Origin of the sequence: Paenibacillus tianmuensis, assembly GCF_900100345.1 — a bacterium.
Lineage (GTDB): Bacteria > Bacillota > Bacilli > Paenibacillales > NBRC-103111 > Paenibacillus_G > Paenibacillus_G tianmuensis.
Window position 1 is genome coordinate 121,475 of the sequence record NZ_FMTT01000011.1, and the last position, 23,142, is coordinate 144,616.

Annotated in this window: 24 protein-coding genes, 1 pseudogene and 1 other annotated feature; of the genes and pseudogenes, 15 read left to right on the top strand and 10 right to left on the bottom strand. The window is 57.6% G+C overall.

The features are described 5' to 3' along the window. Positions 1 to 65 precede the first annotated feature (65 nt). Positions 66 to 1,808 carry a methyl-accepting chemotaxis protein gene (locus BLO51_RS09940; RefSeq protein WP_090670479.1) on the bottom strand — a complete coding sequence of 581 codons (1,743 nt, stop codon included), beginning with the start codon at positions 1,806 to 1,808 and terminating at the stop codon, positions 66 to 68. 115 nt (positions 1,809 to 1,923) lie between these two features. Here BLO51_RS09940 and BLO51_RS09945 point away from each other — a divergent pair, with 115 nt between their 5' ends. Beyond that, a complete protein-coding gene (locus tag BLO51_RS09945) occupies positions 1,924 to 2,148 on the top strand; it encodes a VOC family protein (RefSeq protein WP_174551223.1) in 225 nt (74 codons plus the stop codon). Positions 2,149 to 2,171: 23 nt separating this feature from the next. Here BLO51_RS09945 and BLO51_RS09950 read toward each other — a convergent pair whose 3' ends face one another. Both BLO51_RS09950 and BLO51_RS09955 read right to left on the bottom strand, forming a co-directional pair. After that, positions 2,172 to 3,017, bottom strand: coding sequence for an alpha/beta fold hydrolase (locus BLO51_RS09950; RefSeq protein WP_090670482.1), 846 nt, complete (start codon positions 3,015 to 3,017; stop codon positions 2,172 to 2,174). Positions 3,018 to 3,068: 51 nt separating this feature from the next. Beyond that, on the bottom strand, positions 3,069 to 3,626 hold the full coding sequence (locus BLO51_RS09955; protein ID WP_090670485.1) for a DUF4304 domain-containing protein: 558 nt from the start codon (positions 3,624 to 3,626) through the stop codon (positions 3,069 to 3,071). A gap of 86 nt (positions 3,627 to 3,712) precedes the next feature. On the opposite strand from BLO51_RS09955, the gene BLO51_RS09960 reads away from it, so the two are divergent. The 8 genes from BLO51_RS09960 (at position 3,713) to BLO51_RS09995 (ending at position 9,972) form a co-directional block, all read left to right on the top strand. Further along, positions 3,713 to 4,348: a stalk domain-containing protein gene (locus BLO51_RS09960; RefSeq protein ID WP_090670488.1), complete on the top strand. Its 636-nt coding sequence runs from the start codon at positions 3,713 to 3,715 to the stop codon at positions 4,346 to 4,348. Between the two features lie 190 nt (positions 4,349 to 4,538). Next, positions 4,539 to 5,120 carry a spore coat protein gene (locus BLO51_RS09965; RefSeq protein WP_090670491.1) on the top strand — a complete coding sequence of 194 codons (582 nt, stop codon included), beginning with the start codon at positions 4,539 to 4,541 and terminating at the stop codon, positions 5,118 to 5,120. Positions 5,121 to 5,381: 261 nt separating this feature from the next. Next, positions 5,382 to 5,744 carry a response regulator gene (locus BLO51_RS09970; RefSeq protein WP_090670495.1) on the top strand — a complete coding sequence of 121 codons (363 nt, stop codon included), beginning with the start codon at positions 5,382 to 5,384 and terminating at the stop codon, positions 5,742 to 5,744. Between the two features lie 195 nt (positions 5,745 to 5,939). Then, positions 5,940 to 6,338, top strand: coding sequence for a hypothetical protein (locus BLO51_RS09975; RefSeq protein ID WP_090670498.1), 399 nt, complete (start codon positions 5,940 to 5,942; stop codon positions 6,336 to 6,338). A 60-nt stretch (positions 6,339 to 6,398) separates the two neighbouring features. Continuing rightward, positions 6,399 to 7,319, top strand: a complete 921-nt coding sequence (locus tag BLO51_RS09980; protein WP_245719602.1) for an alpha/beta fold hydrolase — start codon at positions 6,399 to 6,401, stop codon at positions 7,317 to 7,319. Between the two features lie 15 nt (positions 7,320 to 7,334). Next, the gene (locus BLO51_RS09985) at positions 7,335 to 8,327 is read left to right on the top strand and encodes an aminoglycoside phosphotransferase family protein (protein ID WP_090670501.1); all 993 of its coding nucleotides are present in this window, start codon (positions 7,335 to 7,337) and stop codon (positions 8,325 to 8,327) included. Positions 8,328 to 8,455: 128 nt separating this feature from the next. Further along, positions 8,456 to 9,166: an HD domain-containing protein gene (locus BLO51_RS09990; RefSeq protein WP_245719603.1), complete on the top strand. Its 711-nt coding sequence runs from the start codon at positions 8,456 to 8,458 to the stop codon at positions 9,164 to 9,166. Positions 9,167 to 9,360: 194 nt separating this feature from the next. After that, on the top strand, positions 9,361 to 9,972 hold the full coding sequence (locus BLO51_RS09995) for a DUF3658 domain-containing protein (protein ID WP_245719604.1): 612 nt from the start codon (positions 9,361 to 9,363) through the stop codon (positions 9,970 to 9,972). A gap of 28 nt (positions 9,973 to 10,000) precedes the next feature. Here BLO51_RS09995 and BLO51_RS10000 read toward each other — a convergent pair whose 3' ends face one another. The 6 genes from BLO51_RS10000 to BLO51_RS10025 form a co-directional block, all read right to left on the bottom strand. Beyond that, on the bottom strand, positions 10,001 to 11,173 hold the full coding sequence (locus BLO51_RS10000; protein ID WP_090670510.1) for an aminotransferase class I/II-fold pyridoxal phosphate-dependent enzyme: 1,173 nt from the start codon (positions 11,171 to 11,173) through the stop codon (positions 10,001 to 10,003). 69 nt (positions 11,174 to 11,242) lie between these two features. Further along, positions 11,243 to 11,465, bottom strand: a binding site (T-box leader). A 99-nt stretch (positions 11,466 to 11,564) separates the two neighbouring features. Then, positions 11,565 to 12,179: an ABC transporter ATP-binding protein gene (locus BLO51_RS10005; RefSeq protein WP_090670513.1), complete on the bottom strand. Its 615-nt coding sequence runs from the start codon at positions 12,177 to 12,179 to the stop codon at positions 11,565 to 11,567. Continuing rightward, on the bottom strand, positions 12,169 to 13,110 hold the full coding sequence (locus BLO51_RS10010) for an ABC transporter ATP-binding protein (RefSeq protein WP_090670516.1): 942 nt from the start codon (positions 13,108 to 13,110) through the stop codon (positions 12,169 to 12,171). Before BLO51_RS10010 ends, BLO51_RS10005 begins: the two co-directional genes overlap by 11 nt. Positions 13,111 to 13,168: 58 nt before the next feature. Continuing rightward, positions 13,169 to 14,038, bottom strand: a complete 870-nt coding sequence (locus BLO51_RS10015; protein WP_090670518.1) for an ABC transporter permease — start codon at positions 14,036 to 14,038, stop codon at positions 13,169 to 13,171. Continuing rightward, entirely contained in the window at positions 14,035 to 15,024 is a 990-nt protein-coding gene (locus tag BLO51_RS10020) for an ABC transporter permease (protein WP_090670520.1), read from the bottom strand. The genes BLO51_RS10015 and BLO51_RS10020 overlap by 4 nt, the downstream gene beginning before the upstream one ends. Before the next feature lie 22 nt (positions 15,025 to 15,046). Further along, positions 15,047 to 16,639, bottom strand: a complete 1,593-nt coding sequence (locus tag BLO51_RS10025) for an ABC transporter substrate-binding protein (protein ID WP_090670572.1) — start codon at positions 16,637 to 16,639, stop codon at positions 15,047 to 15,049. Positions 16,640 to 16,915: 276 nt separating this feature from the next. Between BLO51_RS10025 and BLO51_RS10030 the strand changes: the two genes are divergently transcribed. From BLO51_RS10030 to BLO51_RS10055, 6 genes are all read left to right on the top strand, one after another. Continuing rightward, a complete protein-coding gene (locus tag BLO51_RS10030; RefSeq protein ID WP_090670523.1) occupies positions 16,916 to 17,239 on the top strand; it encodes a metal-sensitive transcriptional regulator in 324 nt (107 codons plus the stop codon). Positions 17,240 to 17,252: 13 nt separating this feature from the next. After that, positions 17,253 to 17,453: a copper ion binding protein gene (locus BLO51_RS10035; RefSeq protein ID WP_010493235.1), complete on the top strand. Its 201-nt coding sequence runs from the start codon at positions 17,253 to 17,255 to the stop codon at positions 17,451 to 17,453. A 100-nt stretch (positions 17,454 to 17,553) separates the two neighbouring features. Continuing rightward, a complete protein-coding gene (locus BLO51_RS10040; RefSeq protein ID WP_090670526.1) occupies positions 17,554 to 19,794 on the top strand; it encodes a heavy metal translocating P-type ATPase in 2,241 nt (746 codons plus the stop codon). A gap of 102 nt (positions 19,795 to 19,896) precedes the next feature. Continuing rightward, entirely contained in the window at positions 19,897 to 20,574 is a 678-nt protein-coding gene (locus BLO51_RS10045; protein ID WP_090670575.1) for a response regulator transcription factor, read from the top strand. Continuing rightward, on the top strand, positions 20,571 to 21,641 hold the full coding sequence (locus BLO51_RS10050; RefSeq protein ID WP_090670529.1) for a sensor histidine kinase: 1,071 nt from the start codon (positions 20,571 to 20,573) through the stop codon (positions 21,639 to 21,641). The genes BLO51_RS10045 and BLO51_RS10050 overlap by 4 nt, the downstream gene beginning before the upstream one ends. Positions 21,642 to 21,728: 87 nt before the next feature. Further along, positions 21,729 to 22,586: a hypothetical protein gene (locus tag BLO51_RS10055; RefSeq protein ID WP_090670532.1), complete on the top strand. Its 858-nt coding sequence runs from the start codon at positions 21,729 to 21,731 to the stop codon at positions 22,584 to 22,586. 79 nt (positions 22,587 to 22,665) lie between these two features. On the opposite strand, the pseudogene BLO51_RS10060 reads toward BLO51_RS10055, so the two are convergent. Then, positions 22,666 to 22,848 (bottom strand): annotated as a pseudogene (locus BLO51_RS10060) (SRPBCC family protein); the annotation flags it as partial. Positions 22,849 to 23,142 lie beyond the last annotated feature (294 nt).

Genomic DNA, 23,142 nt, shown 5'->3' on the forward strand with positions numbered 1-23,142 from the left:
GGAGGAAGTCCGCGGCTAAAATGCTGCAGGGACTTTCTCCCTTTTTTTGGACGCTTGGAGTGCCCTTACAATTTGAACTGTTTGACCAGTTCGGACAAATCCTGCGCCGTGCGGCTTAACGATTCCGCGGCCGAAGCGATTTCTTCGGCCGAAGCGAGCTGCTCTTCGGTTGTAGCGGCAATCGTCTGCGTCGACTCGGCAGAATGTCTGGCAATTTGGTTCATCTCCGAAGCGGAAGCGGACACCTGCTCCGAGCCTGCCGCCATTTCTTGGACTGCCGCCGCCACTTCCTGAATTTTGCCGGATACGTCGTTTGCGGTGCGGGTGATTTGCTGGAACGCTTCATCCGCCTCGGTAACGGCTTGGAGCCCGACTCGCACCTCCGACAAGCTGCGGTTCATCGTGAGTACCGCTTTGGACGTATCGGTTTGAATCTGCGAGATGATGTCCGAGATGCTTTGGACGGCTTTGCCGGACTGCTGGGCAAGCTTCTTCACCTCGTTCGCGACGACGGCGAAGCCTTGTCCATGCTCTCCCGCTCTTGCCGCCTCGATAGAGGCGTTGAGCGCCAGCAGACCGGTTTGCGAAGCGATGTCGTTGATGATCTGCAGAATGCTGCCGACATTCACGGAATGCGTCTCCAGCGTCTGGATATCGGCGCTTGCGTGCCCGACCGATTCGCTCAGGGCGTTCATTCTGCTTCTTGCCGCTTGAATGGCATCATTGCCATGCTGCGCTTGGATGGCGGATTCTTGAGACAACTCGGATACGTCCGACGTCGTCTCGGCGATACGTTGAATGCCTGCGGCCATCTCTTCCATCGCTCTTCCGGTTTCGTCCGAGCGCATCAGCTGACTTTCCGCACCGGAGGCCATCTCTTGGATGGAGAACGTAACGGTTTTGGTCGCTACCGTATTTTGCTCGGAGCTGGCCTGCAGCTCCTCGGACGAAGCAGCAACCGTCATGGATGCCTCTTGGAGTTGTATTACGCTCATTTTTAGTTGGGATACCATATCGTTCAGGGAAACGACCAGACTTCCGATCTCATCCTTTTGCTTGACCGCAAGCGGTTCGACCGTCAAGTCGCCGCCGGACACCCGGTGCAGCGCTTCAGATACGAGCTTCACGGGTCTGGATACGATGCGGATCATCACGATGACCAAAGCGATTCCGATCACGACCGAAATGGCGATCATCCCGATCGTAAGCCCGATATTGCTTTGGTAGATTTGTCTGCTTTCCTGCGTCGCCGTCTTGGCACCGTCGTTATTGGTTTTGATCATTTTATTCAGCAGCTTCTGCATTTCGTTATAGGTTTGCTGGGATTGCACCATCAACGCCGTGAGTTCTTTTTCCTGCTTCCCTGCGCCTCGAACCAGGTCGATTTGCTTGCCCAACGCTACGGTGCGGCCAAAAACTTCTTTATAACTGTTCCATTTCGCCCGAAGCTGCTCCGTATTGATGCGATCTTCGTCGCTAGCGTACGACTCAGCGTACAGATCCAGTTGCTTGTCGATCTCTGCCAACGTATTATCGGCTTCCTGGATATATTGTTGTTTTTGGGGAACATCCGGATCGGTTGAAATTTCATATTGCAAAACAAGCATGTGTTCTGTCAAGTAGTTGACGTTGTTGGCAATTTCCACTCCCGGAATCCAAGAGTAGGTAATTTCCTCCGTCTTGGATTGCATCTTTGCCCCTCGGCCCAGTGAAGTGAGGCCAAAGCCGACCAACAGCAAGATCAGGAGCAGAAAAGACAAGAATAGCTTTCTCCCGACCGATAACTTAAAGTGATGTTTGCCCATCATGTTTCTCCCCTTTGTTGTGGTTATCTCCTTTTATCGACAAAATTCGATAAAATCGTTAGGTATCTTCTGAGTAAATTTTTGGCTGCTAAAATAAATTGGAAACATATGGGCGTCTATGCGGTATTGTGCTACACTGGTCAGGGAAGCTTTCGGGTTTGCGCCGACGGGTCCCATCGTGCTGCCCAACCGGCCGCATGCGCACGCAGCCATATATTTTGAGGACCCGGACGGCAATTCGCTGGAATTCATTTGCCCGATTGAGCTGGGCACGTCTCCCTTGACGCAAATGATCTACTTGGAAGAGTGGGAGAAAAACGGAAGCCCGCCTAATCTTTTTTAGGATCAGGTGGGCTTCTGTTTTTCTCATTTTCCGTTAGAGCTAAACGCCGTCTTCTCCCGCTCCACCGTATCCAACCAGAGGCCGACATGGCGTTGCACCAGCTTCCGCTGTTCGATCTGCAGCAGATGACCTGCCCCGTCCAATACGGCAAAGGTCGCACGAGGGAACGACTCTAGCACGGCAAAATGATCCTTGTACCCGCAGATCGCATCCTGCCGTCCGAGGAGAAACAACGTCGGCTGCGGAAAGCGGCTGTCCTCCGGGATGGGATCGCATTGAAAAAGGTACCCTTGCGTGCGCCAGTCCGAAGACAGAAACGCGCGGTCGGCGAGCAGACGCCCCGGCTGCCATTCCTCCCGGAAAAGCTCCCAGCTTGTCCGTGATTGTACGGTGGCCAACGTTTCGAAGGCTGCGCGAACCTCCGGCTCAAGCTCCTCCAACAGCGTCTCGTCCCGGACCGGCATGCTTCGTTCGGGGAGGGTGCGTGTTTTCCGGTGAAGCGCCGGGGCGAGAAGACACAGCCCGTCCGCCCGGCGGTTCTCCGCGCGCCATATCCCCTGCGCAATGTAGCCGCCGAACGACATCCCCATGAGCGCGAACCGCTCGTTCTCCGGCAGAATCGACCGAATTCCGTCCAGTAGAACCGACAGCAGGTCGTCGGAGGTTTTCATCCAAGGCTCAACCGGACTCCGTCCGTGAGCCGGAATATCGACGTAGATCCGCTTCCAGCCCGGCCTCCGTTCGAACAGCGGCTCCATCCACGCCATCATCGACCGGTGGTCGGTCGCAAGCGCATGCAGCACGATCAACGGGTACCCGTCGCCACGGGTTTCGTAATATAGAGGCGGATTTGTTTTTTCGGTAGTCATTGGCCCTGGCCCTCTTTCCTTACAAATAACGAATGTGTGTTCCTCAAACTTTTACCGGGTGTATTCTCCACCAAAGCATTCGATAAAATTCGTCGCCAAATCCTTTCTTAAAAGTTGTTGTTGATTTTTTCTGTGCGGAAGGAACCCTTGCTTTTTAACATCTTCAGCAAGATGCCCCGGATTTTTAAAACGCTCAAAAAAGGGAAGCGCATATTCGTTTATTTGTTGAGTTATTTCTGCAATGACTCGTTCCCGCTCCGAATAGGCATCAATACTATACAGCGGCCAATCATCGGCTCTTTTTGTTAATCGTGCTAATGAGGTGGAAAATACAACATCATCTGCCAATTGGGTTTGATCCTTACTGAGCCGCCATTCTTTCAAATGGTTTGAATAAACGCTGACATGAACCAAAAAACTTGTTGACCCTAATTTTATCGAAGGCTGAAAATCGATACTGTAAATAAACAGGTCATCTTTTTTTGTAATTTCATTTTTACTTTTGTAATATTTAAAGCCCAAATCGAGAAGAGGCTCAGCTATCCGCTGACAGGTGTATACAAAAATTTCTCTTGGTTTAGTGCCTTTGTCAAATTGTTTATTTTCCATATTCACTCACTCCTCATTACATGCGAACCTCGGCTATCCCTAGTATAATGAATAGGACCGCAATAACGAATCCAAGGGAGGTACACATGAAAAAGTTTATACTTGGACTGCTCTGCGGAGCCGTGCTTGCCGCGTCTACCGCCGTTTACGCCTCGGACGAGATCCGGGCGACGCTGTTTCCTGTAAAAATGCAATTCAATGGAGAGGTTCGCGATACGGGCTCCCGGTTCGCGATTTTGAATTATGACGGTCATACGTATGTCCCGCTTCGCTTCATGGCCGAAAACTTGGGGGCCGGGGCCGCCTATGACAAAGAAGCCCGTACCGTCTCGGTCGTTTCCGAGCCGAAGAGCGCCAGCGACGCACAGAAAAAAATATGGGCGGCAACGTACCGCCTCGAACACGGCATGGAAGCCAGAGACGTGAAGAGCGTGCTGGGCGAACCGTCCTTCCTGACGCTGATCGACAGCTCCAAGCAGCAGCTGTGGCGCTACGACTTCGGAGCATCGGCCGGCTACAGAAGCGGCGGTCTTAGTGCCGACGCCGACGGGTTGCGACGCGGCGACTTGGAGGGGCAGTTGTTCATTCGTTGGAACGCAAGCGCACAAGTCGACCGGTACGAGCTGTGGACGGTGAAAAAAGCTGCGGACGGCTCCCGTAACGTTTCCACCTTCACCGTATACCCCGACGGCTCCACAAGCGGGTCCGCCGCCGCAAACTAGGCTGGAAGCCGGTTCCTTCGAGGCCGGCTTATTTTGCGCGGTGGGAGAGACATCGAATACATTAGACGCAGGGTGAATGCTGTTGGTTGCTGGTGTATGCAAAATTTTGGATATGCGGCGCATATTGATTTCCAATCCTTGGACATACTATCGGTGTTCCGAAATATCCATTCCAGTTCAGGAGGTTTTTATGCACACGCAGCAACGTTTTGCCGCCCACGAATTTCTGGAAACCCAAGAGGCGGTCCGCACGAAAGCGGTACACATCGAACTGTACGGCGTTCTGTTCTCGATGGCGCAGGATACGCACTTGAAAGATATTTTGTTCAATCAGCAGCGACGGATGCTGGAAGGCTTCGATTACGGCATCGGCCTGCTGCAAGGCAGAGGCATCGCCGTGACGCCGCATACGCCGGAGCTGCGCATTTACGAAAGACCGCAAGCCGGACTACAGCAGCCGTCTATGCCTGCGCCGAATCCGAACGCTACGCAGTTGTCCGATGTGTCCATTGCGACCATTGCGCTGAATCTGCACAAAACCGGCTCGGCCGTCGCCATGCTGTGGGCCTGCGAGTGCGTAGATCCGCAAATTCGCCAGTACCATGCGACCTCGGCGAACATCTGCCAGGAGATGGCTTGGGAGCTGTTCCAGTATATGAACTACAAGGGCTTCTACCAAGCCCCGCAGCTGGCCGACCACACGATGCGCACCATGATTCAGGCCGTGCAGCCTGCGGAGCCGCAGCAGCCTTACCAGACGCATTTTCAATAGCAGCTTCCGCTGCTTTCGGGAAGCCGGGCGTTCTCTTGTTCAGGAGAACCCCGGCTTTTTGGCGCTTGAATGTTTGATCGGAAAATCCTTCCTTAACTTAACGGTTTTTTAACTTCTCTTGGCTCGATAGCTAAGTAAATTTCGTACCGTTAGGTACGATTACCTTAGAAGCCCCCACCCCTAAGCGAAGCGTAGGTGGCGGGTAGTTCACAAGCTCTGTTATAATAGGAACATCACCTTAGACGGTTGGGGGTTTTGCCTATGGCTAAAGTAATGGTAGTCGATGACGCCGCTTTCATGCGGATGATGCTGCGAACGATGCTGACGGAGGAAGGACACGAAGTGGTGGCGGAAGCGACGAACGGCATGGAGGCGGTTAACGTTTATTTGTCCGCCCGGCCCGACCTGGTCACAATGGATATTACGATGCCCGAGCTGGACGGGGTTGGAGCGGTCAAAGAAATCCGCAAGCACGACCCGAACGCGAAGATCATCATGTGCTCCGCCATGGGCCAAAAGGGAATGGTGCTGGAAGCCATTACGGCAGGGGCGAAGGATTTTATCGTCAAGCCGTTTCAAAAAGACCGCGTTATCGAGTCGGTCAACAAGGTGCTCGGTTTGTAGACACGCCCGGCGGCAGCAGGGTTACCGACTGCCATTTTCGTAACGGGCTCGAATCACATTCCCTTCTTTTAAACGAAAGCCGGTCGTTCTCGCCGTAGGGCGGAACGGCCGTTTTTTTTTGTGCAAGCGAAGCAACCTTTTCGCGGTTCGTCAGGTCTAATGGATAAAAGTTACATAAGGCGGGAGGATGGACCGATGGCAACGATCGTATGGCATAAACCGAGCGGGCGGAAATATCTTTTTCTGGGTCCGGGATTCGGAGCTTACAAAGCGCAAAGAGCGGGTGTGCTTGGAGGCGATTGGTTTCCACACGAGGAATCGGGCGAAATCATGGTGGCGGCGGTGTGCGACGGGAATGGAATCATCCGCTGGTTTCCGTCGGAAGAGCTGCAAGTGCTTGAAATCGATGGCAAGCCCGTGAGCAGTTGGTTCGAGAGCTTGGCCGATCCGGACGTACTGCTGACGCTAGACAAAGACGATGCATGCCGCGCGGAAGCGGGAGCCGTTGAGCAATGCCCGGCCTGTTTGACGCGTGTGCGGGCGGAAGAGCGGGAATGTCCGTCCTGTGGACTTACGTTAATGACGGAATCGTGAGCATCTGGGGCGAAAACGGCGGCGGATCGGGAGTGCGCATCTTTTGCGAAGGGGAGGGGCATGCTAAGAATTGCATTTACTTCCAATTTGGAAAAGAAAGGCGGTGAAGCGGTCGTGCCATTCGCCAAGATTAACGGAACGACGCTATACTACAAAGTGAAAGGCTCCGGCGTTCCGATCGTGTTCATTCATCCTCCGATGCTGACGAGCAGCAACTTCGCGGATCAGCTAGAGCAGCTTTCGGGCAGGTACCAGATCATTGCGTTCGATATTCGCGGCCACGGACAGAGCGGGCAGTCCTCGGAGCAGCTTACATACAGCCTGCTGGCGGAAGACATTCGTCGTCTGCTCGACCATTTGGAACTGAAAAAAGCATATTTATGCGGATATTCGACCGGCGGGTCGGTCGCGCTGGAAGCGCTGCTCCGCTATCCCGACCGGTTCTACGGGGCGATTCTGATCAGCGGCATGTCGGAGCTAAGCGACTGGTACCGGCGCAGCGAGGTTTGGGCGGCGGTTGGGCTGATGGGGCTTCGCGCCAAACGGATTGTCGCGGCGGTCATCGCTTGGGGCAACTCGAACAAATGGAGGACGTTCCGGCGTCTTTACCGCGCGGCCAAGGAAGGACAGCTGCGGAACGTGAACGACTACTTCAAGTGCAGCCTGACATACAACTGCACGGAGAAGCTGGGGCAGATTCAAACGCCGGTCCTGCTCCTCTACGGGGAGAAAGATAAAGAATTTCACCGGTATGCCCATATCCTCCACCGCAGACTGCCCGACAGCATGCTGCATTTCTTGCCCAAGGTCGGCCACCAGCTTCCGACCAAATCGGCGTCGTTGGTGAATACGTTAATCCGCCAATGGATCGACGAGCGCCATCCTTGGAAGACGGCGGACAAATCCCGCCAGCAGGTACCGTCTTTGCCGGTCTTTCTCCCGTCGGATGCGCCGCAGGTTGAAGAGACGACAGAGGTGTAGGAAAGGGGATCGAGAATGGATGTGCAGTTCGCCGAAAAACAAGTGCAGGAGTGGGCAAAAGCAAGCTCCCGTTCGTTAGGGTTCAAAGGTTCGAAGATCGAAGCGAAGTATATTTGGAATCCGGGAGGATTTGTCAACCAGTCCTACCGCTTATCCGATGGCGCAACGGTTCGGCATCTAAAGCTTGCGCCAGAGCAACGAACCCCTCGTCTAAAACAATGGGCCGTGCGAAGCGAGCATTTGACCAATCATTATCACGCGCCGCGGCTTATCGAAGAGGTGACTCAAGAAATAGTTCCCGGTTATTCGTACGGTTTAGTGTTTGATTTTATTCAAGGAACCCCGCTTAGCTCTTGTTCCGATCCAAAAGCCGTCGTTGAAAACGTCCTGAAAGTATTGAACCGGCTGCATGCGGATCAAGAGTTCAAAAAGGGAGCCGAGGCCCACACCCGCTCGTATTCGGAAGCGTTCGCCGAGGAGTACATTGTCCGATTCGAGGAGGATCTGGAGACGATCAGGTCCGAACGCCATTTGCTGGACTTCGTGACAGACGACACCTTGGATTGGTTTGAATCTGAAGTAAAGACCTTAAACCAGCTTGTACACCAACTGCCTTCTTTTCAAAAAAAAGCGAAGGATACCGTACATAACGATATCAACTGGCACAACGTGTTAGTGGAAGAAACCGGCGGTTTTTGGATTATAGATTGGGATGATTTAGCGGTGCATGGAGATGCCGCCATGGACTATTCCGTATTCCTTTGGCCGCTGTACCGATCCGAAGATTGGCAGTTTCGGGAAGAGCGGCTCATTGATTTGGGAGGCTGCGAACGATTCGAACGGATGGAGTTTTATTTTAGGGCGAAGCTGCTTGACGACGTGATCGATGTACTTGCCGATTACATTGAAGCGGAGAATGTGCCTGCGGTGAAGCAACGGACGCAGCAGCGGGCAAAAGAAATACATCTTCGCGCTTACCCCGAATATTTGAAGAGATATGGCAAGTAACCACTTCTCCTTCTCTGCTATCATTCATTGATTTCTTTTATCCGCGCGATGCGGCCTTCTTTGCGTGCCGCTCCGAGGCGTAGTACAATAGCGAGACGATACAGAACTCGGAGAGGATGACTACGCTTATGGACCCGATCAAACGAGGAAAGCTGCTGGAGCAGGCGGCTGCTTATGCGAGAGCCGAATTGGAACGAGACAGCAGCGGCCACGATTGGTGGCATATTGTCCGAGTGACCCGCACGGCGAAGCGGCTGGCGGCGGTCGAACGGGCGGACACATTCATCTGCGAGCTGGCGGCCCTGCTGCACGACGTAGCTGATGAAAAGCTGAACCCGAGCAAGGAAGCCGGCCTGCAAAAGGTGGAGAGCTGGCTCGCCGAAGCGGGAACGGACGAAGCGGACCGTACCCATGTCATGGACATCATTTCGACGATGTCCTATGGAGGAGGACACGGCCAGCCGATGCGTACCGCCGAAGGCCGAATCGTGCAGGATGCGGACCGCCTCGATGCGATTGGCGCGATCGGAATCGCCCGGGTGTTCGCTTATGGCGGCTGGAAAGGCCGGCCGATGCACGATCCGGAGCTGCCGGTCCGGGAGCACATGACGCCGGAGGAATACCGCAACCATCCGGGAACGGCGATCAACCACTTTTACGAGAAGCTGCTGAAGCTCAAGGATTTGATGAACACGGACGCCGCCCGCGCCTTGGCGGAGGAGCGCCACCGCTTTATGGAGCGGTATTTGGAGCAGTTTTATAACGAATGGGACGCCGTGGACGGAGCGTTTGATCCCGCCGGGGAGACTGCTTCCCCGACTGAGACGACGTCCCGCTGACGGTCCAGATCGTCTTCGGTGCGGCAGCGGAAGGCTGTTTAAAGGTTGCCATGGGAACTAGGACCGACAAGTCGGTGATTCATTGGGAAGACGACTTGATGTAGGGTCCTCCGGTTTGCGTGGCCTCGCAGAATTGGGAGGAAGTGCGTCTTCGATGGGAGGAAACCATTGCCAACGAGGAAGCTCGGCAATACTTGCCCTATCTGAAAAGCAACATGGAAGCTTGGCGGGAATGGCTCTCCCGTCTTTCCGCGAATCCGGTTCCTGTCGTGATCTGGGCAGCCGACAACGTTTTTGAACAAACCGGGTTTCGCGCCGTGCTTGCTTCCCTGCCGCCCGACGTTACCGTATCCGTCATGAACGTCACCGTCGCTTCCGAAGGACGGCTCCGCCATACCGGGGAAGCCGCCCCCGACGAATTGGCTTCGTGGATCGGGAATGCGGAGCCGCTTGCGCCGTGGACCAGAGAGCGGCTTATCCAAGACTGGCGGAGACTTGTAGCAGAAGCGGGCTTGCTTCGTATCTATGAGAATGGTAACCTTCGGACGGCGGATGAAAGCTATTTCGACGAAACGATCGTTCAGGGCGTCCGTACCCTACAGGCAGGGGCCCAGGGCTGGGTTAAAATCGGACTGCTGATCGAGGAAATTCTTTTTCATGCTTTGGACCGTCCGATTTCCCATAGCTGGATCGAATATCGGCTTCGCCGTTTAATCGAACGGGGCATTCTCATCTATACGGGCTCACTGGAAGCCATGCATGATTACGCCGTAAAGCTTGCCACGCCTGCGGATTCGGCCGGTTAGCCCGCTTCCCATGAGGAACGGACCCGTATTACTCGAATTGCTTCAGGAAACGGCCCATCCGCTCGATCGCCTCGGTCAAGTTTTCCACCGAAGACGCATAGGAGCAACGGATATGGCCTTCCCCGGCGGAGCCGAGAGCATTGCCGGGCACGACCGCAACCTTCGTCTCCTCCAGCAGCCGCCAGGCGAACGTCTCGGAGGAAAGGCCCGTATGCTGGATCGACGGGAAGGCGTAGAAGGCTCCCCGGGGCTCGAAGCAGGGCAGGCCGATCTCTTTGAAGCCCTTCAGCACGAGCCGCCGCCGCTGATTGTACGAGCTGACCATCTCCTTCATTTCCTCCGTCCCGTTCCGTAGCGCTTCGATAGCCGCTTTTTGTACCGTGATGGGCGCGCAGATCATCGTGTATTGATGGATTTTGGTCATTGCGGCGATGACTTCGGGATGTCCGCAAGCGTATCCGAGCCGCCAGCCCGTCATGGCGTACGCCTTGGAGAAGCCGTTCAGCAAAATCGTCCGGTCCCGCATCCCCGGCAGCGACGCAAAGCACGTATGCTCGCCCTCGTAAGTCAGCTTGTCGTACACCTCGTCGGAAATGACGATCAAGTTATGCTTTTCCACGACTTTGGCAATTTCGAGCAGATCTTCCCGGGGCATCGTCGCGCCGGTCGGATTGTTCGGATAGTTGAACAGCAGCGCCTTGGTTCGCGGCGTGATCGCGGCTTCCACCTGTGCGGCGGTCAGCCGGAAATCGTTGTCCGCCGTCGTAGTCAGCGGAACCGGCACGCCGCCCGCCATCGTGACGCATGGCCCGTAAGAGACGTAACACGGCTCGGCGATCAGCACCTCGTCACCGGTATGGACAATAGCGCGCAAAGCGAGGTCGACCGCTTCGCTGACCCCGACCGTAATCAGCACCTCACTGCGGGGCTCGTAACGCACGTCATAAAACCCGTGCAGGTGAGCGGCAATTTCCTCCCGCAGCTCCAGCAAGCCCGCGTTGGACGTATACATCGTGTATCCCTGCCTCAAAGACTGAATCCCCGTTTCCCGGATCGCCCAAGGCGTCACAAAGTCGGGCTCCCCGACGCCCAACGAAATAATTCCGGTCATCTCCGACGCGAGATCGAAAAACCGCCGGATGCCGGACGGCGGCATATCCCGGATAACGGGGGAGAGTCGTTCGGACCAATTCAAAGTCATAACCATTCACCAGCTTTTCATGGATTTGTTTGTGCAAATTTGCAAATAAAAAAAGCCCCCATCCCCAAAAAAAGGGACGAGAGCTATGCTCACGCGGTACCACCCTCGTTGACTTCAATACATGCAAAGTCCACTCGGTCCTATAACGGCGGAACACCGGCCAACTCCTACGGCTGCAAGCTTCAGAGGGCGACTCCAGGGTGGCTTTCGGCAGGGTTTCTTTCCCGGGCTCGCACCTTCCCCGGGTCGCTTGGAAATACACCGTGCTTACTTTCCCCATCGTTGTCTTTCATGAAAAATAAATTAACAGTACTATAGCACGGGTCGTTTTCGGCTGTCAATCATCTCTTCGGGCAAGCTTCACCGCGACAGCACATTGACCATCCAAAGCTCAGTCCGCGCCCGTAAGCTCGCTCCAGTCTATAACGCTGGTACAGAGATGCCGGATCAAGCCCGGCTCGTGGCTGACAACGAGCACGCCGAGCTGCCGCTGCCGGGCGATCGCGAGCACGGCCTGCCATATTTGCGCCTGCGTGATCGCATCGAGCATCGTCGTCATTTCGTCGGCGATGAGAAACCGCGTTTGCGGCCCGAGCGCCCGCGCTACGCAGAACCGCTGCAGCTCGCCGCCGGACAATTCGCCGGGGCGTCGGCGGAGCCACTCCTGCTCGATGCCCAGCGCCTCCAGCAGCGCCGGATCGGGCTCTCCGCCTTCGCGCAGGACGCGGTGCATCGGCCACTTCGGATTGACGGCCTTCTCCGGGTGCTGGAAGACGAGCTGCACCGGGTGGTAGCCGCTGCGCGGGAGGGGGTCGCCGCCTAAAACAATGCGCCCTTCCGGCGGTTCCTCATACCCGGCCAGCAGTCGGCCGAGCGTCGTCTTGCCGCAGCCGCTCGGACCGACGAGGCCGGTCATTTCCCCCGGCGTTAGCGTCAGGTCGACGCCCCGGAACAGCCAGGCGTCCCGGCCGCGCCGGTACCCAAGGCCGCGTGCTTCAAGTCGCATGGATGCACCTCACCGTCCCACCGCGTAGCTCCCGCATCTCCGGCCGTTCGCGGCTACAGTCTGAGCTGGCCGCGGCGCAGCGCGGCGCGAACAAGCAGCCCGGCGGCAGCGCGGACGGGTGCGGCTGGATGCCGGGAATCGGCGTGAAGCCGTTCTGCGGCAGCGCCTGCCAGAGCGCCCGGCTGTACGGATGGCGCAGCCGCGCTCCGTCGCCGGAGAAGTCGCCGGCGGGCGACGTTTCGACCGTCGTCCCGGCATAAAAGACGGCGACGTTGTTCGCGAAGGGAAGCACCGACTCGATGTCGTGAGTGATAAGCAGCACGGCGCAGCCTTCGTCCGCCAGCTCGCGGAACCGGCTTAGCGTTTCCTGCACCGCCGCGGGGTCGAGGCCGGGCGTCGGCTCGTCGGCAATGACAAGCCGGGGGCCGCCGACCGTCGCCGTCGAGACGAGCACCCGCCGCGCCATGCCGCCCGACAGCTGGAACGGGAACAGCCGCTCGGTCCCGGGGACGAGACGGTAGCGGTCGAAGATGCGGCGGACCGCGGCGACCGCATCGCCCTCGCGGACCGAGCTCTGCACTTGGTCGCCTACCCGCATCAGCGGGTCAAGGAAATTGACCGATTGCGGCACCAGCGCAATCTCCTTGCCGCGCAGCGCCTCCTGCCGGGCAGGGGTCAGCGGTTCGCCTTCGTACCGCAGCGTCCCGGAGACGGCCGCGTTGTCCGGCAGGATGCCGAGGATGGCGTGGGCAAGCAGGCTTTTGCCGGAGCCGCTCGATCCGACGACCGCGAGCAGCTCGCCCCGTCCGACCGTCAGCTGCAGGCTGCGGATGACCTCGACCGTGGACTGCCGCAGTCCGCGGTCGTACCGCGTGAAAGCGACGGACAAATCGTTCACTTCAAGTACGGGCACATGAATAGTTTCAGGCATAGATTCAGGCACGTTGCGCCAAGCCTCCTCTTTTGGTCATGCTGCGGTACCGAGTGCTTCAGTTCTGCGGGTCCCGCGGATCGAGCAGCAGACGCAGACTTTCCCCGGCCCGGTCGAACGCCCGGACGACGATCAGCAGGCAGAGGCCGGGGAAGACGGCCAGCCACCACATGCCGGTCGACAAATACCGCATCGACTCGGACAAAATAATGCCGATGGCCGGCTGGTGAGGCGACAAGCCAAGGCCGATAAACGTCACGCCTGCTTCATGCAGAATGGCATGCGGGAACAAGAGCAGCAGCCCGACGAGCAGTTGAGGCAGCAGGTGGGGCAGCATATGCCGCATCGCCACTTGCCAGCGGGACTGTCCGAGCCGCCGCGAAATTTGCACGAACTCGGCGCTGCGCAGCTGCAGCACCTCCGCGCGGATGACCCGCGCCAAGCTCGGCCAGTGTGTCAAGGCGATGCCGATTACGATGCCGCGCATGCCGCCGCCGCAGACGAACGCGATCAGAATGAGCGTGACGAGATGCGGCACGCTCAGAAACAAGTCGATCAGCCAAGCGACGATCCGGTCGGCCGTCCGCCCCATCGTCGCGGCAATCAGCCCAAGCGTAGCCGCAATGACAACGCTGGAAGCAGCACCGATCAAGCCGACCTGCACGCTTAATGCAAGTCCTTTGAGGGTGCGGGTAAACATATCTCGCCCAAGCCAGTCGGTGCCGAACGGATGCTGCAGCGACGGCGGCAGATTGCGCCATTCCAGCCGGGTGGACAGATTGTCTGGGTTGAGCAGCAGCCCGATGAACAAGGTTCCCAGAATCAGCACGACCGCGCCGAGCGCCGTGAGCAGCGCCCGATGCCTCCGGCCAAGCCGGGCACGCGGCCGCAAGCGTTCCGTATCGTTTATCGTCGGTACATTACTCATAGCGCCCGTCCCTCCCGGATTCGCGGATCGACCAAGCGGTAGAGCAAATCCGCGATCAAGTTGCCGGTGAACACGAACAGGGCGCTGAACAGCACGATGCCGAGCAGCAGCGGAACGTCGCCCCGCAGCCCCGCTTCGAAGGTGGCCTGTCCGAGGCCGGGATAAGAAAATACCTGCTCGGCCAAGACGGCCCCGCCGAACAGCTCGCTGAACGCAGTGAACTGCAGCGACAGGGCAGGCAGCGCGATATTGCGCAGGCCGTGCCGCCGGAACAGCCGGAAGCCGCGCTCGCCGCGGGCCCGGGCGAACAGCACGTAGTCGCTGCCCAGCACGTCGAGCAGCTTCTGCCTCGTATGCAGCGCGATATTCGAGATGCCGACGACGCTTAAGGTCAGCGCGGGCAGAATCATATGCTGCACCCGGTCGCTCCACGTGACCTCCTGCGCCAGCACCCCGGCAGGGATGCCCAACGCGACGGGAAACCAGCCCAGCCACACCCCGAACAGCAGAAGCAGCAGCAGGCCTATCCAGAACGCGGGCGTGGAGGCCAGCGTATAGCAGTACCATTGGATCAGCCGGTCGATCCATGTATCTTTCTTCATCGCGGCCAAGCTGCCTGCCGCAAAGCCGAGCAGGCCGGACAGCAGCCAGGCGGCGATCATTAGCGCCAGCGATCCTGCGAACCGCTCTCCGATCACCTCCGCCACCGGCCGGCGGTAAATCATGGAGGTGCCAAGGTCGCCTTGCAGCAGAGCGGCTCCCCAATTCGCAAATCGTTCGGCCGGCGGCTTGTCGAGTCCCCAATGCTCGGCGATCTGCTGCCGCTGCTCGGGGCTCACCCGCATCATGTCAGCCCCGACGTAGGCTTGAATCGGATCGATGGGGGAGGCGCTGACGAGCACGAAGGAAATCGCGCTGATCGCCGCCAGCAAAGTGACCAGCCGGACCGCTTTCAAGCCTAAAAACGTAAGCAAGCTGCGAATCATCTCATAACCTCATTTTCCGGGCCTAGTTCTTCCAATTCCATTCTTCGATATTGTCGGTAACCGGCCAGCCGTGGCCGTGCGGATGAATGCGCTGCTTCCCGATATCCAGCTTGTCCTTGACCAAATACAGATGGTCGATGTTGACCAGCCACGCCCATGGCGCGTCGCCCTGCGCGCTGACGCCGGTCGTGCCGTCCCATTGGGCTTTTTTCCAAAACTCCCAGGCGTCCTCTTCCTTCGTGGCCCGGAGCGCCTTGTCCATCCAAGCGTCGACCGACGGATTGCTGTAATACCCGTTGTTGTAATATTCGATGCCGCGGTATTTGCTGCTGTACACGTTGTACATTTCGAGCGGATCGTTGCTGCCCCAGCCCATCATGAGGGTGCTGGAATGCATCAGCTTTTTGATATCGTCCCAGCTCTTGCCTTCGACGCTTACTTGAATGCCGACCGGCTTCAGCATGTCGGCCACGGCCAGCGCCAGCGATTGCCGCGTCACGTCGCCCGAAGGGTAGATGAGCGGGAATTGCGCTTTGAGCGCTCCCTTCTCCACGATGCCGTCGCCGTCGGCATCCTTCCAGCCTGCATCTGCGAGCAGCTTCTTCGCGCCTTCGACATCGGCGTCGGGGGTGACCGTCTGCGGATTCCACCAGGGCAGCCGGTCATTGATGGTGTAGGCCGGCGTGCCGTGGCCTTCCAGTACGCCTTGGACCAGCGCTTTGCGGTCGATTGCCGTATTGACGGCTTTGCGGATCGCGATATCCGCCGTTACATCGTTGCCGATGGGATTGCCGTCCTTCGTAGTAAGCCCGGAAAGAATATAAGGGAACACGATGCCGCGGTTGTCTACGGTATGTACGGCTTCGACCCGCATCCCGGCGACCGGCTGCTTGCTGAAGGCGGCGGGGATGTATGCGGCGTCCACTTTTCCGGCTTTGGCGGCGGCATAAGCGGCATCCTCGTTCAGGAACAGAAACGTCAGCTTTTTGAAAAACGGCTTCGGCCCATAGTAATCGGGATTCGCCTCGACGATCACCTGCTGGCCCCGGTCCCACTGCACAAGCTTGTACGGCCCGGACCCGACCGGCTTCTGGGCATAGTCTTTGCCGTGGACGTGCTTCGGCACGATGCCCGTCTGCACGAGCAGCGTCAGAAACGTCGATTGCGGCTCCTTGAGCGTAAACTTGACCGTGGCGGTATCCGCGGCTTCGACGCTCTTCATATTCGTGAGATCGATAATGGAGCCGTTTTTGGACGCCGCTTCGAACGTATACTGCACGTCGGCGGCCGTCACCGGCTTGCCGTCGGAAAACTTCGCGTCGCTCCGCAGCTTGACGGTCCATACCGTTCCATCACCGCTCACTTCGTAGCCGGTAGCCAGATCGTTTACAATTTTCATTTCGGCATTCCGCTTCAGCAGCGTGCTTTGAAACAGCGGCGAGCCGTACCGTCCCCAGCCTGTCGTCGGATCGAAACCGGCCTCCGGCTCAGAGCCGACGGCCAGGATCAGCTCGTCCTTGGCGGCGGCCACCGAAGGTTCTTCTTTCTTAGCGGCCGGGGTGCATCCGGTTAAGATAAGGCCAAAGATAATTCCCCATAAGATCACCCTGAACATTGCAGGCTTGTTCACGTTTTCTCAACTCCAAATCCGTAGTTATCTTATCGTCCTTCTCCATCGTGTCACGATTTAAAAATATTGTAGCACACGCTATAGGGGGAGTCACTACACCAACGGACAAAAAAAAGCCGGCCGGACCCGGCGCTCAGGCTTCGTTTAGAATAGCTTGGAAAATGGAAAACTAAAGCCAGACAGTTGCATGAAAAAATGCAATTCATCCGTTGACATAGGGTAGGGGGGTATAGTAATATAAAGCCAAGAGGAGGGAACGCAATGGAAAACAATACGGAGGCGGAACATTGCTGCTCCACGGACAGCGAGAGAAGAAGCCATCATTCCGATAAAGTCAAAGCCAATCTCGTCACCCGGTTGAACCGCATCGAAGGCCAGATCCGGGGCGTGAAGGGCATGATCGAAAAAGACACGTATTGCGACGACGTCCTTAATCAGATCGCCGCGATCCAATCGGCGCTGAACGGCGTCGGCAAGCTGCTGCTCGAAGGCCATATGAAGTCCTGCGTCATCGAGCGCATTCAATCGGGCGAACACGAAGTCGTCGATGAATTGCTTACCACCATCCAAAAATTAATGAAATAAGGAGCGATCCCCTATGCAAACCATTACGTTGAAAGTCGAAGGCATGTCCTGCAATCATTGTGTCAATTCCATTGAAGGGGCTTTGAAGAACATCGGCGCGACCGGCAAGGTTGACTTGGCCGCGAAATCCGTTCAAGTGCAGTACGAAGAGTCGAAAACGAATCCGGATGCGATCAAAGCTGCGATTGAAGATCAAGGCTACGACGTAGTTTAATCCGGGATTCACCGGTTTTGCCGAGGCGCGGCTCCGGCCGCTCTCTTTTTTTGATTAAAATATACCCCATATGGGTATATTTGAGAAGAGGTGCTTAGCAATGGAACAGCGATTGGAACAACAACAGCAGCCGGATCAGCAGCAAGCCTCGCTTGCCATTACGGGTATGACCTGCGCAGCCTGCGCGAACCGGATCGAGAAGGGCTTGAACAAGCTCCCCGGCGTCGGGAAAGCGACCGTGAATTTTGCGTTGGAGACGGCCCACGTCGAATACTCCGGGCAAGCGGTATCGGTGGAGGAAATGATCCGGAAAGTCGAGCAGCTCGGCTACAAAGCGGGGCTGAAGGAGGAACGGAAGGACGACGGCGACCACCGGCAAAAAGAAATTGCCGCGCACCGCACGAAGCTGATCTTCTCCGCCATTCTTTCGTTTCCGCTGCTGTGGGCGATGGTCAGCCACTTTTCGTTCACCTCGTGGATTTACTTGCCGGACGCGCTGATGAATCCGTGGGTGCAGCTTGCGCTCGCGACGCCGGTGCAGTTCATCATCGGCTTGCCGTTCTATACTGGCGCTTACAAAGCGCTGCGCAACAAGAGCGCGAACATGGACGTGCTCGTCGCACTGGGTACGTCGGCGGCTTATTTTTACAGCCTGTACCTGACGCTGGAGTGGGCTGCGGCCGGTTCTCCGTCGCATGGCATGCCTTCCATGTATTACGAGACGAGCGCCGTGCTGATCACGCTGATCGTGATGGGCAAATGGTTCGAGGCGCTGGCGAAGGGACGCTCCTCGGAAGCGATCAAGAAGCTGATGGGCTTACAGGCCAAAATGGCGCTTGTCGTCCGCGACGGCGTCGAGCTGAGCGTGCCGGTGGAAGAGGTGTTGGCCGGAGACGTCGTGCTGGTGAAGCCGGGCGAGAAGATTCCGGTCGACGGGATCGTTCTTGACGGGATGTCGGCGGTTGACGAATCGATGCTGACCGGTGAAAGCATCCCGGTCGAGAAAAAGCCGGGCGACGCCGTCATCGGCGCTACCGTCAACCGGAACGGCAGCCTGCGGGTCAAAGCGACCAAGGTCGGCAAAGAAACGGCGCTGGCGCAAATTATCCGGGTCGTCGAAGACGCGCAAGGCTCGAAGGCGCCGATTCAGCGGGTGGCCGATCGGATCTCCGGCATCTTCGTGCCGATCGTCGTCGGGATTGCGGTGCTTACGTTCTTGATCTGGTATTTTGCGGTTGTTCCGGGCGAATTCGCCAATGCGCTGGAGAAAGCGATCGCCGTCCTCGTCATTGCATGCCCTTGTGCGCTGGGGCTCGCGACGCCGACCTCCATCATGGCCGGATCGGGCCGCGCGGCGGAGTTCGGGATTTTGTTCAAGGGCGGAGAGCATCTGGAATCGATGCACCGGATCGATACGATCGTGCTGGATAAAACCGGCACCGTCACCAAAGGCAAGCCGGAGCTGACCGACGTGAGCATCGAAGCTGCGGACGAAGCGACGGTTCTGCGCCTGGTCGCTGCCGCCGAGAAGCAATCTGAGCATCCGCTGGCGGAAGCGATTGTGGAAGGCATCCGCTCGAAAGGTATCCCGTTCTCCGAAGCGGAACGGTTCGAGGCGATTCCGGGCTACGGTATCGCCGCCGTCGTCGAAGGGCGCGAGGTGCTGGTCGGCACCCGCAAGCTGCTGCGGCGAGAAGGGATCGAATTCGCGCAGGCCGAGGGTGCCATGGAGCGGATGGAATCCGAGGGCAAAACCGCGATGCTGATCGCCGTGGACCGGCAGTATGCCGGCATGGTTGCGGTAGCGGACGCGGTCAAAGAAACGTCGCAAGAAGCGATCGCCCGCTTGAAGCAGGAAGGTATCGAGGTCATCATGATTACCGGCGACAACCGCCGGACGGCGGAGGCGATTGCCCGCCAAGTAGGCATCGACCGCGTGCTGGCCGAGGTGCTGCCGGAAGGGAAGGCCGCCGAGGTGAAGAAGCTGCAGGCGGAAGGGCGCAAGGTCGCGATGGTCGGTGACGGCATCAACGATGCGCCGGCGCTTGCGACAGCCGACGTCGGGATCGCCGTCGGCACGGGGACGGACATCGCCATCGAAGCGGCCGACGTGACGCTCATGCAGGGCGATCTCATCCGCTTGCCGGACGCCGCGGCGATGAGCCGGAAAACGATGGCGAACATCAAGCAAAACCTGTTCTGGGCGCTGGCGTACAACACGCTCGGTATTCCAATCGCCGCGCTGGGCTTCCTTGCCCCGTGGGTGGCGGGAGCCGCGATGGCGCTGAGCTCGGTGTCGGTGGTGCTCAATGCGCTCCGATTGCAGAAGGTGAAGCTCTAAGCAGAGCGGAAGGCGGGTGCCCGGTTGCCGGGCGCCCTTCTTTCGGTGAATACGGCAGGATCGGAAAGGAGCTGCAAAGCCGCGGTGAACAAGACGATTCTCATGGTCGACGACGAGGCGAAAATCAGGGATGTCGTCACTTCTTATCTGCAAAAGGACGGGTATCGCACGCTGGAGTCCGCCAGCGGTTCGGAAGCGTTGGACGTGCTGGAGCGGGAGGCGGTCGATCTCGTCATTTTGGACCTGATGCTGCCTGACATGTCCGGCGAGGAGGTATGCCGGCGCATCCGGCAAAGGTCCTCGCTGCCGGTCTTGATGCTGACGGCCAAGGTGTCCGAGAACGACCGGGTGACCGGGCTGTCCATCGGCGCGGACGACTACGTGCTGAAGCCGTTCAGTCCGCGGGAGGTGGCCGCCCGGGTCCGGGCGATCCTGCGCCGCACGCAGGACGACGCGTTGCTGGCGGACCGTATGGCGTTCGGCGGCGAGCTGGTTATTCTCACGTTAAAGCGCGAAGTATACAAGCAGGGCGATCCGGTCGCTCTGACGCCCAACGAATACAAGCTGCTGCTTACGCTTGCCCGCCACCCGGAGCGCTGCTTCACGAGAGACGAGCTGATCGAGAAGGTGCTCGGCTTCGACTTCGAAGGCGACGAGCGCACGATAGATCAACACGTCAAAAACCTGCGGCAGAAGATCGAGCCGGTTCCGAAAGCGCCGAGGTATATTGTAACGGTATACGGCGCAGGCTACCGGTTTGCTGGAGGAGCTTTGCCGTGAGAGGGCTGTATGCCAGATTTGCGCTCGTGTTTATCGGACTAGCGTGCGGGATTCTGATCATGGCGCTTATGGTGCTGCTCGTGCAGGCGCACCGCCATTTTATGATGTACCAGCAGCAGGCGGCGGCGGGCGCGGATATGGTGATGTTTAATGCGCATCTGGAGCAGGCGATTGTCCAGTCGGTCGTCTGGATTGCCGCCGGAGGTATCGTCTTGGCGGCCTTGGCCGGTTTGTACGCGGCGAAGCGGATGGCAGCGCCGCTCATGGCGATGAAAGCGATGGCCGTTCGTATGGCCGGAGGCGAGTTGGAAGCCCGCACGGAGGTTCGCGGGAACGACGAGCTGGCCGATTTGGCGCAAGCGATTAACGAGCTGGCCGCGCAGTTGGAGAAGCAGGAGCGCCTGCGGAAGACGATGACCGCCGACGTTGCCCATGAGCTTCGCACCCCGCTGGCTACCTTGAAGAGCCATATGGAAGCGATGGTGGACGGCGTTTGGGAGCCGACGCAGGTCCGGCTTGCGACTTGTCATGAGGAGGTCGAGCGGCTGAGTCATCTGGTCGGCGATTTGGAGCAGCTGACGCAGATGGACTCCCCTCATTTTCGGCTTCGCCTGCAGACGGAAGACTTGTCGGCCATCGCCGCTCAGAGTGTGGAGACCGTCAAAGCCGCTTTTGCACAAAAAAAGGTCGCCCTCCGGTTCGGGGCCCCGGCCCAACCGGTGCTGGTCCAAGCGGACAGGCGGCGGATCGGGCAAATTTTGGCCAATGTGCTCAGCAACGCATGGAAGTATACGCCCTCCGGAGGTCAGGTCGAGGTTACGGTGGAGCAGGCCGATGGCGAGGTGCGGGTCGTCGTCGCGGATACCGGGATCGGCATTTCCTCGGAGGAGCTGCCTTATGTGTTCGAGCGGTTCTACCGTACGGACAAATCTCGGAATCGCAACACGGGGGGAAGCGGCATCGGGCTGACCATCGTCCGGAGGCTGACGGAAGCGCACGGCGGACGCATAGAAATCGACAGCGAGTTGGGCCGAGGGACGGAGGCGCGGATTTGTTTTCCGGGATAAAGCTTGGGGGCGGGGGGATGATCTTCACAAGATCTTCAAAAGTTCCCCTTACACTAAAAACAACCGAGAGAAAACAGGAGGGTGTTTATGAAAAAAGCAGCCATAGCGACATTGCTGGGTGCGGCGCTGCTTCTAGGCGCATGCGGCCAGCAGGGGAAAGAAGCCTCGGCACCGAAGGAGGCCGCAAAGGAGGCTCCTAAGGAAGAAGCCGGACACGGCAATCACGGAGGGGGGGCGTCCGAAGCGCCGAAGAGCGCCGAGGTCGTCGCGTCCTTCAAGCTGACACCGGAGAAGCCGCAGGCACGAAACGATACCCCGCTTACGATTCAAATTATGGACAAAAACAACAAGCCGGTGGAAAACTTCGACATTACGCACGAGAAGAAGCTTCACTTGATCGTCGTCAGCAAAGACCTGTCGTTCTTTAATCACATTCATCCCGATTATAAGGGCGGAGGCCGGTTCGATATCACGACGCAGTTTCCGGGCGGTGGCGATTATAAGCTGATTGCGGACTTCGTGCCGACAGGTCAAGGCGCGGCAACGAAGACGGCGTGGATCAGCGTACAGGGCAATGCGCCCGCAGCCGCGGCGATCGAGCCCGAGTCCAAGCTGGTCAAAACGGTCGACGGCAAAGAAGTCACACTTGCGATCGACCACCTGATGGCGGGAATGGACGCGAACCTGACCTTTACGATTCGCGACGCCGCTTCGAAGCAGCCGGTGACGAATCTTCAGCCTTATCTCGGAGCGGTCGGGCATGTGGTTATTTTGAGCGACGATGCCGAGCAATATCTGCACGTTCATCCGATGGAGGAGAAGGCCTCCGGGCCGGACGCCAAATTTATGACGAAATTCCCGAAAAGCGGCATATACAAGCTGTGGGGCCAGTTCCAGCACGAAGGCAAGGTGTTCACCGTTCCTTTTGTCGTGAAAGTGCCCTAAGCGGGAACGCGGCAAGACCAAAGACCGATTCGCAAAGTTGAATCGGTCTTATTTTTTATTTAAGACGATGTTGTGCTCAAGAAACGCCGTACATTTCCCAATCCCACCGGACGCGTTTTCCAGTTTCCAGCCTTCCGCTGCTTTTGGTGAACCAGAATCGCATTGTAACCGCAGGTTCGACAAAAGCTTCGAATACCTCTTCAACCGGTCTGCGAATAAGCATTTCCGCTTTTGCAGCCGGTGCTTGATGCAGTGTGGTCATTATGCATTGCTCCTTTCGTTGTTCCCCTTTGGCCCGGCTTCCGGCCTTACCGGCCGAATTCGACATTAAATTACATCGTTTGCTGTCTGTCGATAACAACTGTCGTCGTTCTCGCCAAACGCTTGGATGACAAATGATCCCGACGCACTATGGACAAAGTACCCAGCTTTTCAATACAATGAATGAAAGTGATGGGTTATTTTTACAAGTTATATGGTAATTCCTTTCTGGAAATTAGGTATTTTTTTTCATCCGCAAATTTGTCAAGTGCTTTAAGTATGGCAAGATGAAGAA

Coding starts and splice junctions, on each gene's coding strand:
- BLO51_RS09940 (WP_090670479.1), bottom strand. CDS start 1,808: ATGATGGGCAAACATCACTTTAAGTTATCGGTCGGGAGAAAGCTATTC.
- BLO51_RS09945 (WP_174551223.1), top strand. CDS start 1,924: ATGCGGTATTGTGCTACACTGGTCAGGGAAGCTTTCGGGTTTGCGCCG.
- BLO51_RS09950 (WP_090670482.1), bottom strand. CDS start 3,017: ATGACTACCGAAAAAACAAATCCGCCTCTATATTACGAAACCCGTGGC.
- BLO51_RS09955 (WP_090670485.1), bottom strand. CDS start 3,626: ATGGAAAATAAACAATTTGACAAAGGCACTAAACCAAGAGAAATTTTT.
- BLO51_RS09960 (WP_090670488.1), top strand. CDS start 3,713: ATGAAAAAGTTTATACTTGGACTGCTCTGCGGAGCCGTGCTTGCCGCG.
- BLO51_RS09965 (WP_090670491.1), top strand. CDS start 4,539: ATGCACACGCAGCAACGTTTTGCCGCCCACGAATTTCTGGAAACCCAA.
- BLO51_RS09970 (WP_090670495.1), top strand. CDS start 5,382: ATGGCTAAAGTAATGGTAGTCGATGACGCCGCTTTCATGCGGATGATG.
- BLO51_RS09975 (WP_090670498.1), top strand. CDS start 5,940: ATGGCAACGATCGTATGGCATAAACCGAGCGGGCGGAAATATCTTTTT.
- BLO51_RS09980 (WP_245719602.1), top strand. CDS start 6,399: ATGCTAAGAATTGCATTTACTTCCAATTTGGAAAAGAAAGGCGGTGAA.
- BLO51_RS09985 (WP_090670501.1), top strand. CDS start 7,335: ATGGATGTGCAGTTCGCCGAAAAACAAGTGCAGGAGTGGGCAAAAGCA.
- BLO51_RS09990 (WP_245719603.1), top strand. CDS start 8,456: ATGGACCCGATCAAACGAGGAAAGCTGCTGGAGCAGGCGGCTGCTTAT.
- BLO51_RS10000 (WP_090670510.1), bottom strand. CDS start 11,173: ATGACTTTGAATTGGTCCGAACGACTCTCCCCCGTTATCCGGGATATG.
- BLO51_RS10005 (WP_090670513.1), bottom strand. CDS start 12,179: ATGCGACTTGAAGCACGCGGCCTTGGGTACCGGCGCGGCCGGGACGCC.
- BLO51_RS10010 (WP_090670516.1), bottom strand. CDS start 13,110: ATGCCTGAAACTATTCATGTGCCCGTACTTGAAGTGAACGATTTGTCC.
- BLO51_RS10015 (WP_090670518.1), bottom strand. CDS start 14,038: ATGAGTAATGTACCGACGATAAACGATACGGAACGCTTGCGGCCGCGT.
- BLO51_RS10020 (WP_090670520.1), bottom strand. CDS start 15,024: ATGATTCGCAGCTTGCTTACGTTTTTAGGCTTGAAAGCGGTCCGGCTG.
- BLO51_RS10025 (WP_090670572.1), bottom strand. CDS start 16,639: ATGTTCAGGGTGATCTTATGGGGAATTATCTTTGGCCTTATCTTAACC.
- BLO51_RS10030 (WP_090670523.1), top strand. CDS start 16,916: ATGGAAAACAATACGGAGGCGGAACATTGCTGCTCCACGGACAGCGAG.
- BLO51_RS10035 (WP_010493235.1), top strand. CDS start 17,253: ATGCAAACCATTACGTTGAAAGTCGAAGGCATGTCCTGCAATCATTGT.
- BLO51_RS10040 (WP_090670526.1), top strand. CDS start 17,554: ATGGAACAGCGATTGGAACAACAACAGCAGCCGGATCAGCAGCAAGCC.
- BLO51_RS10045 (WP_090670575.1), top strand. CDS start 19,897: ATGGTCGACGACGAGGCGAAAATCAGGGATGTCGTCACTTCTTATCTG.
- BLO51_RS10055 (WP_090670532.1), top strand. CDS start 21,729: ATGAAAAAAGCAGCCATAGCGACATTGCTGGGTGCGGCGCTGCTTCTA.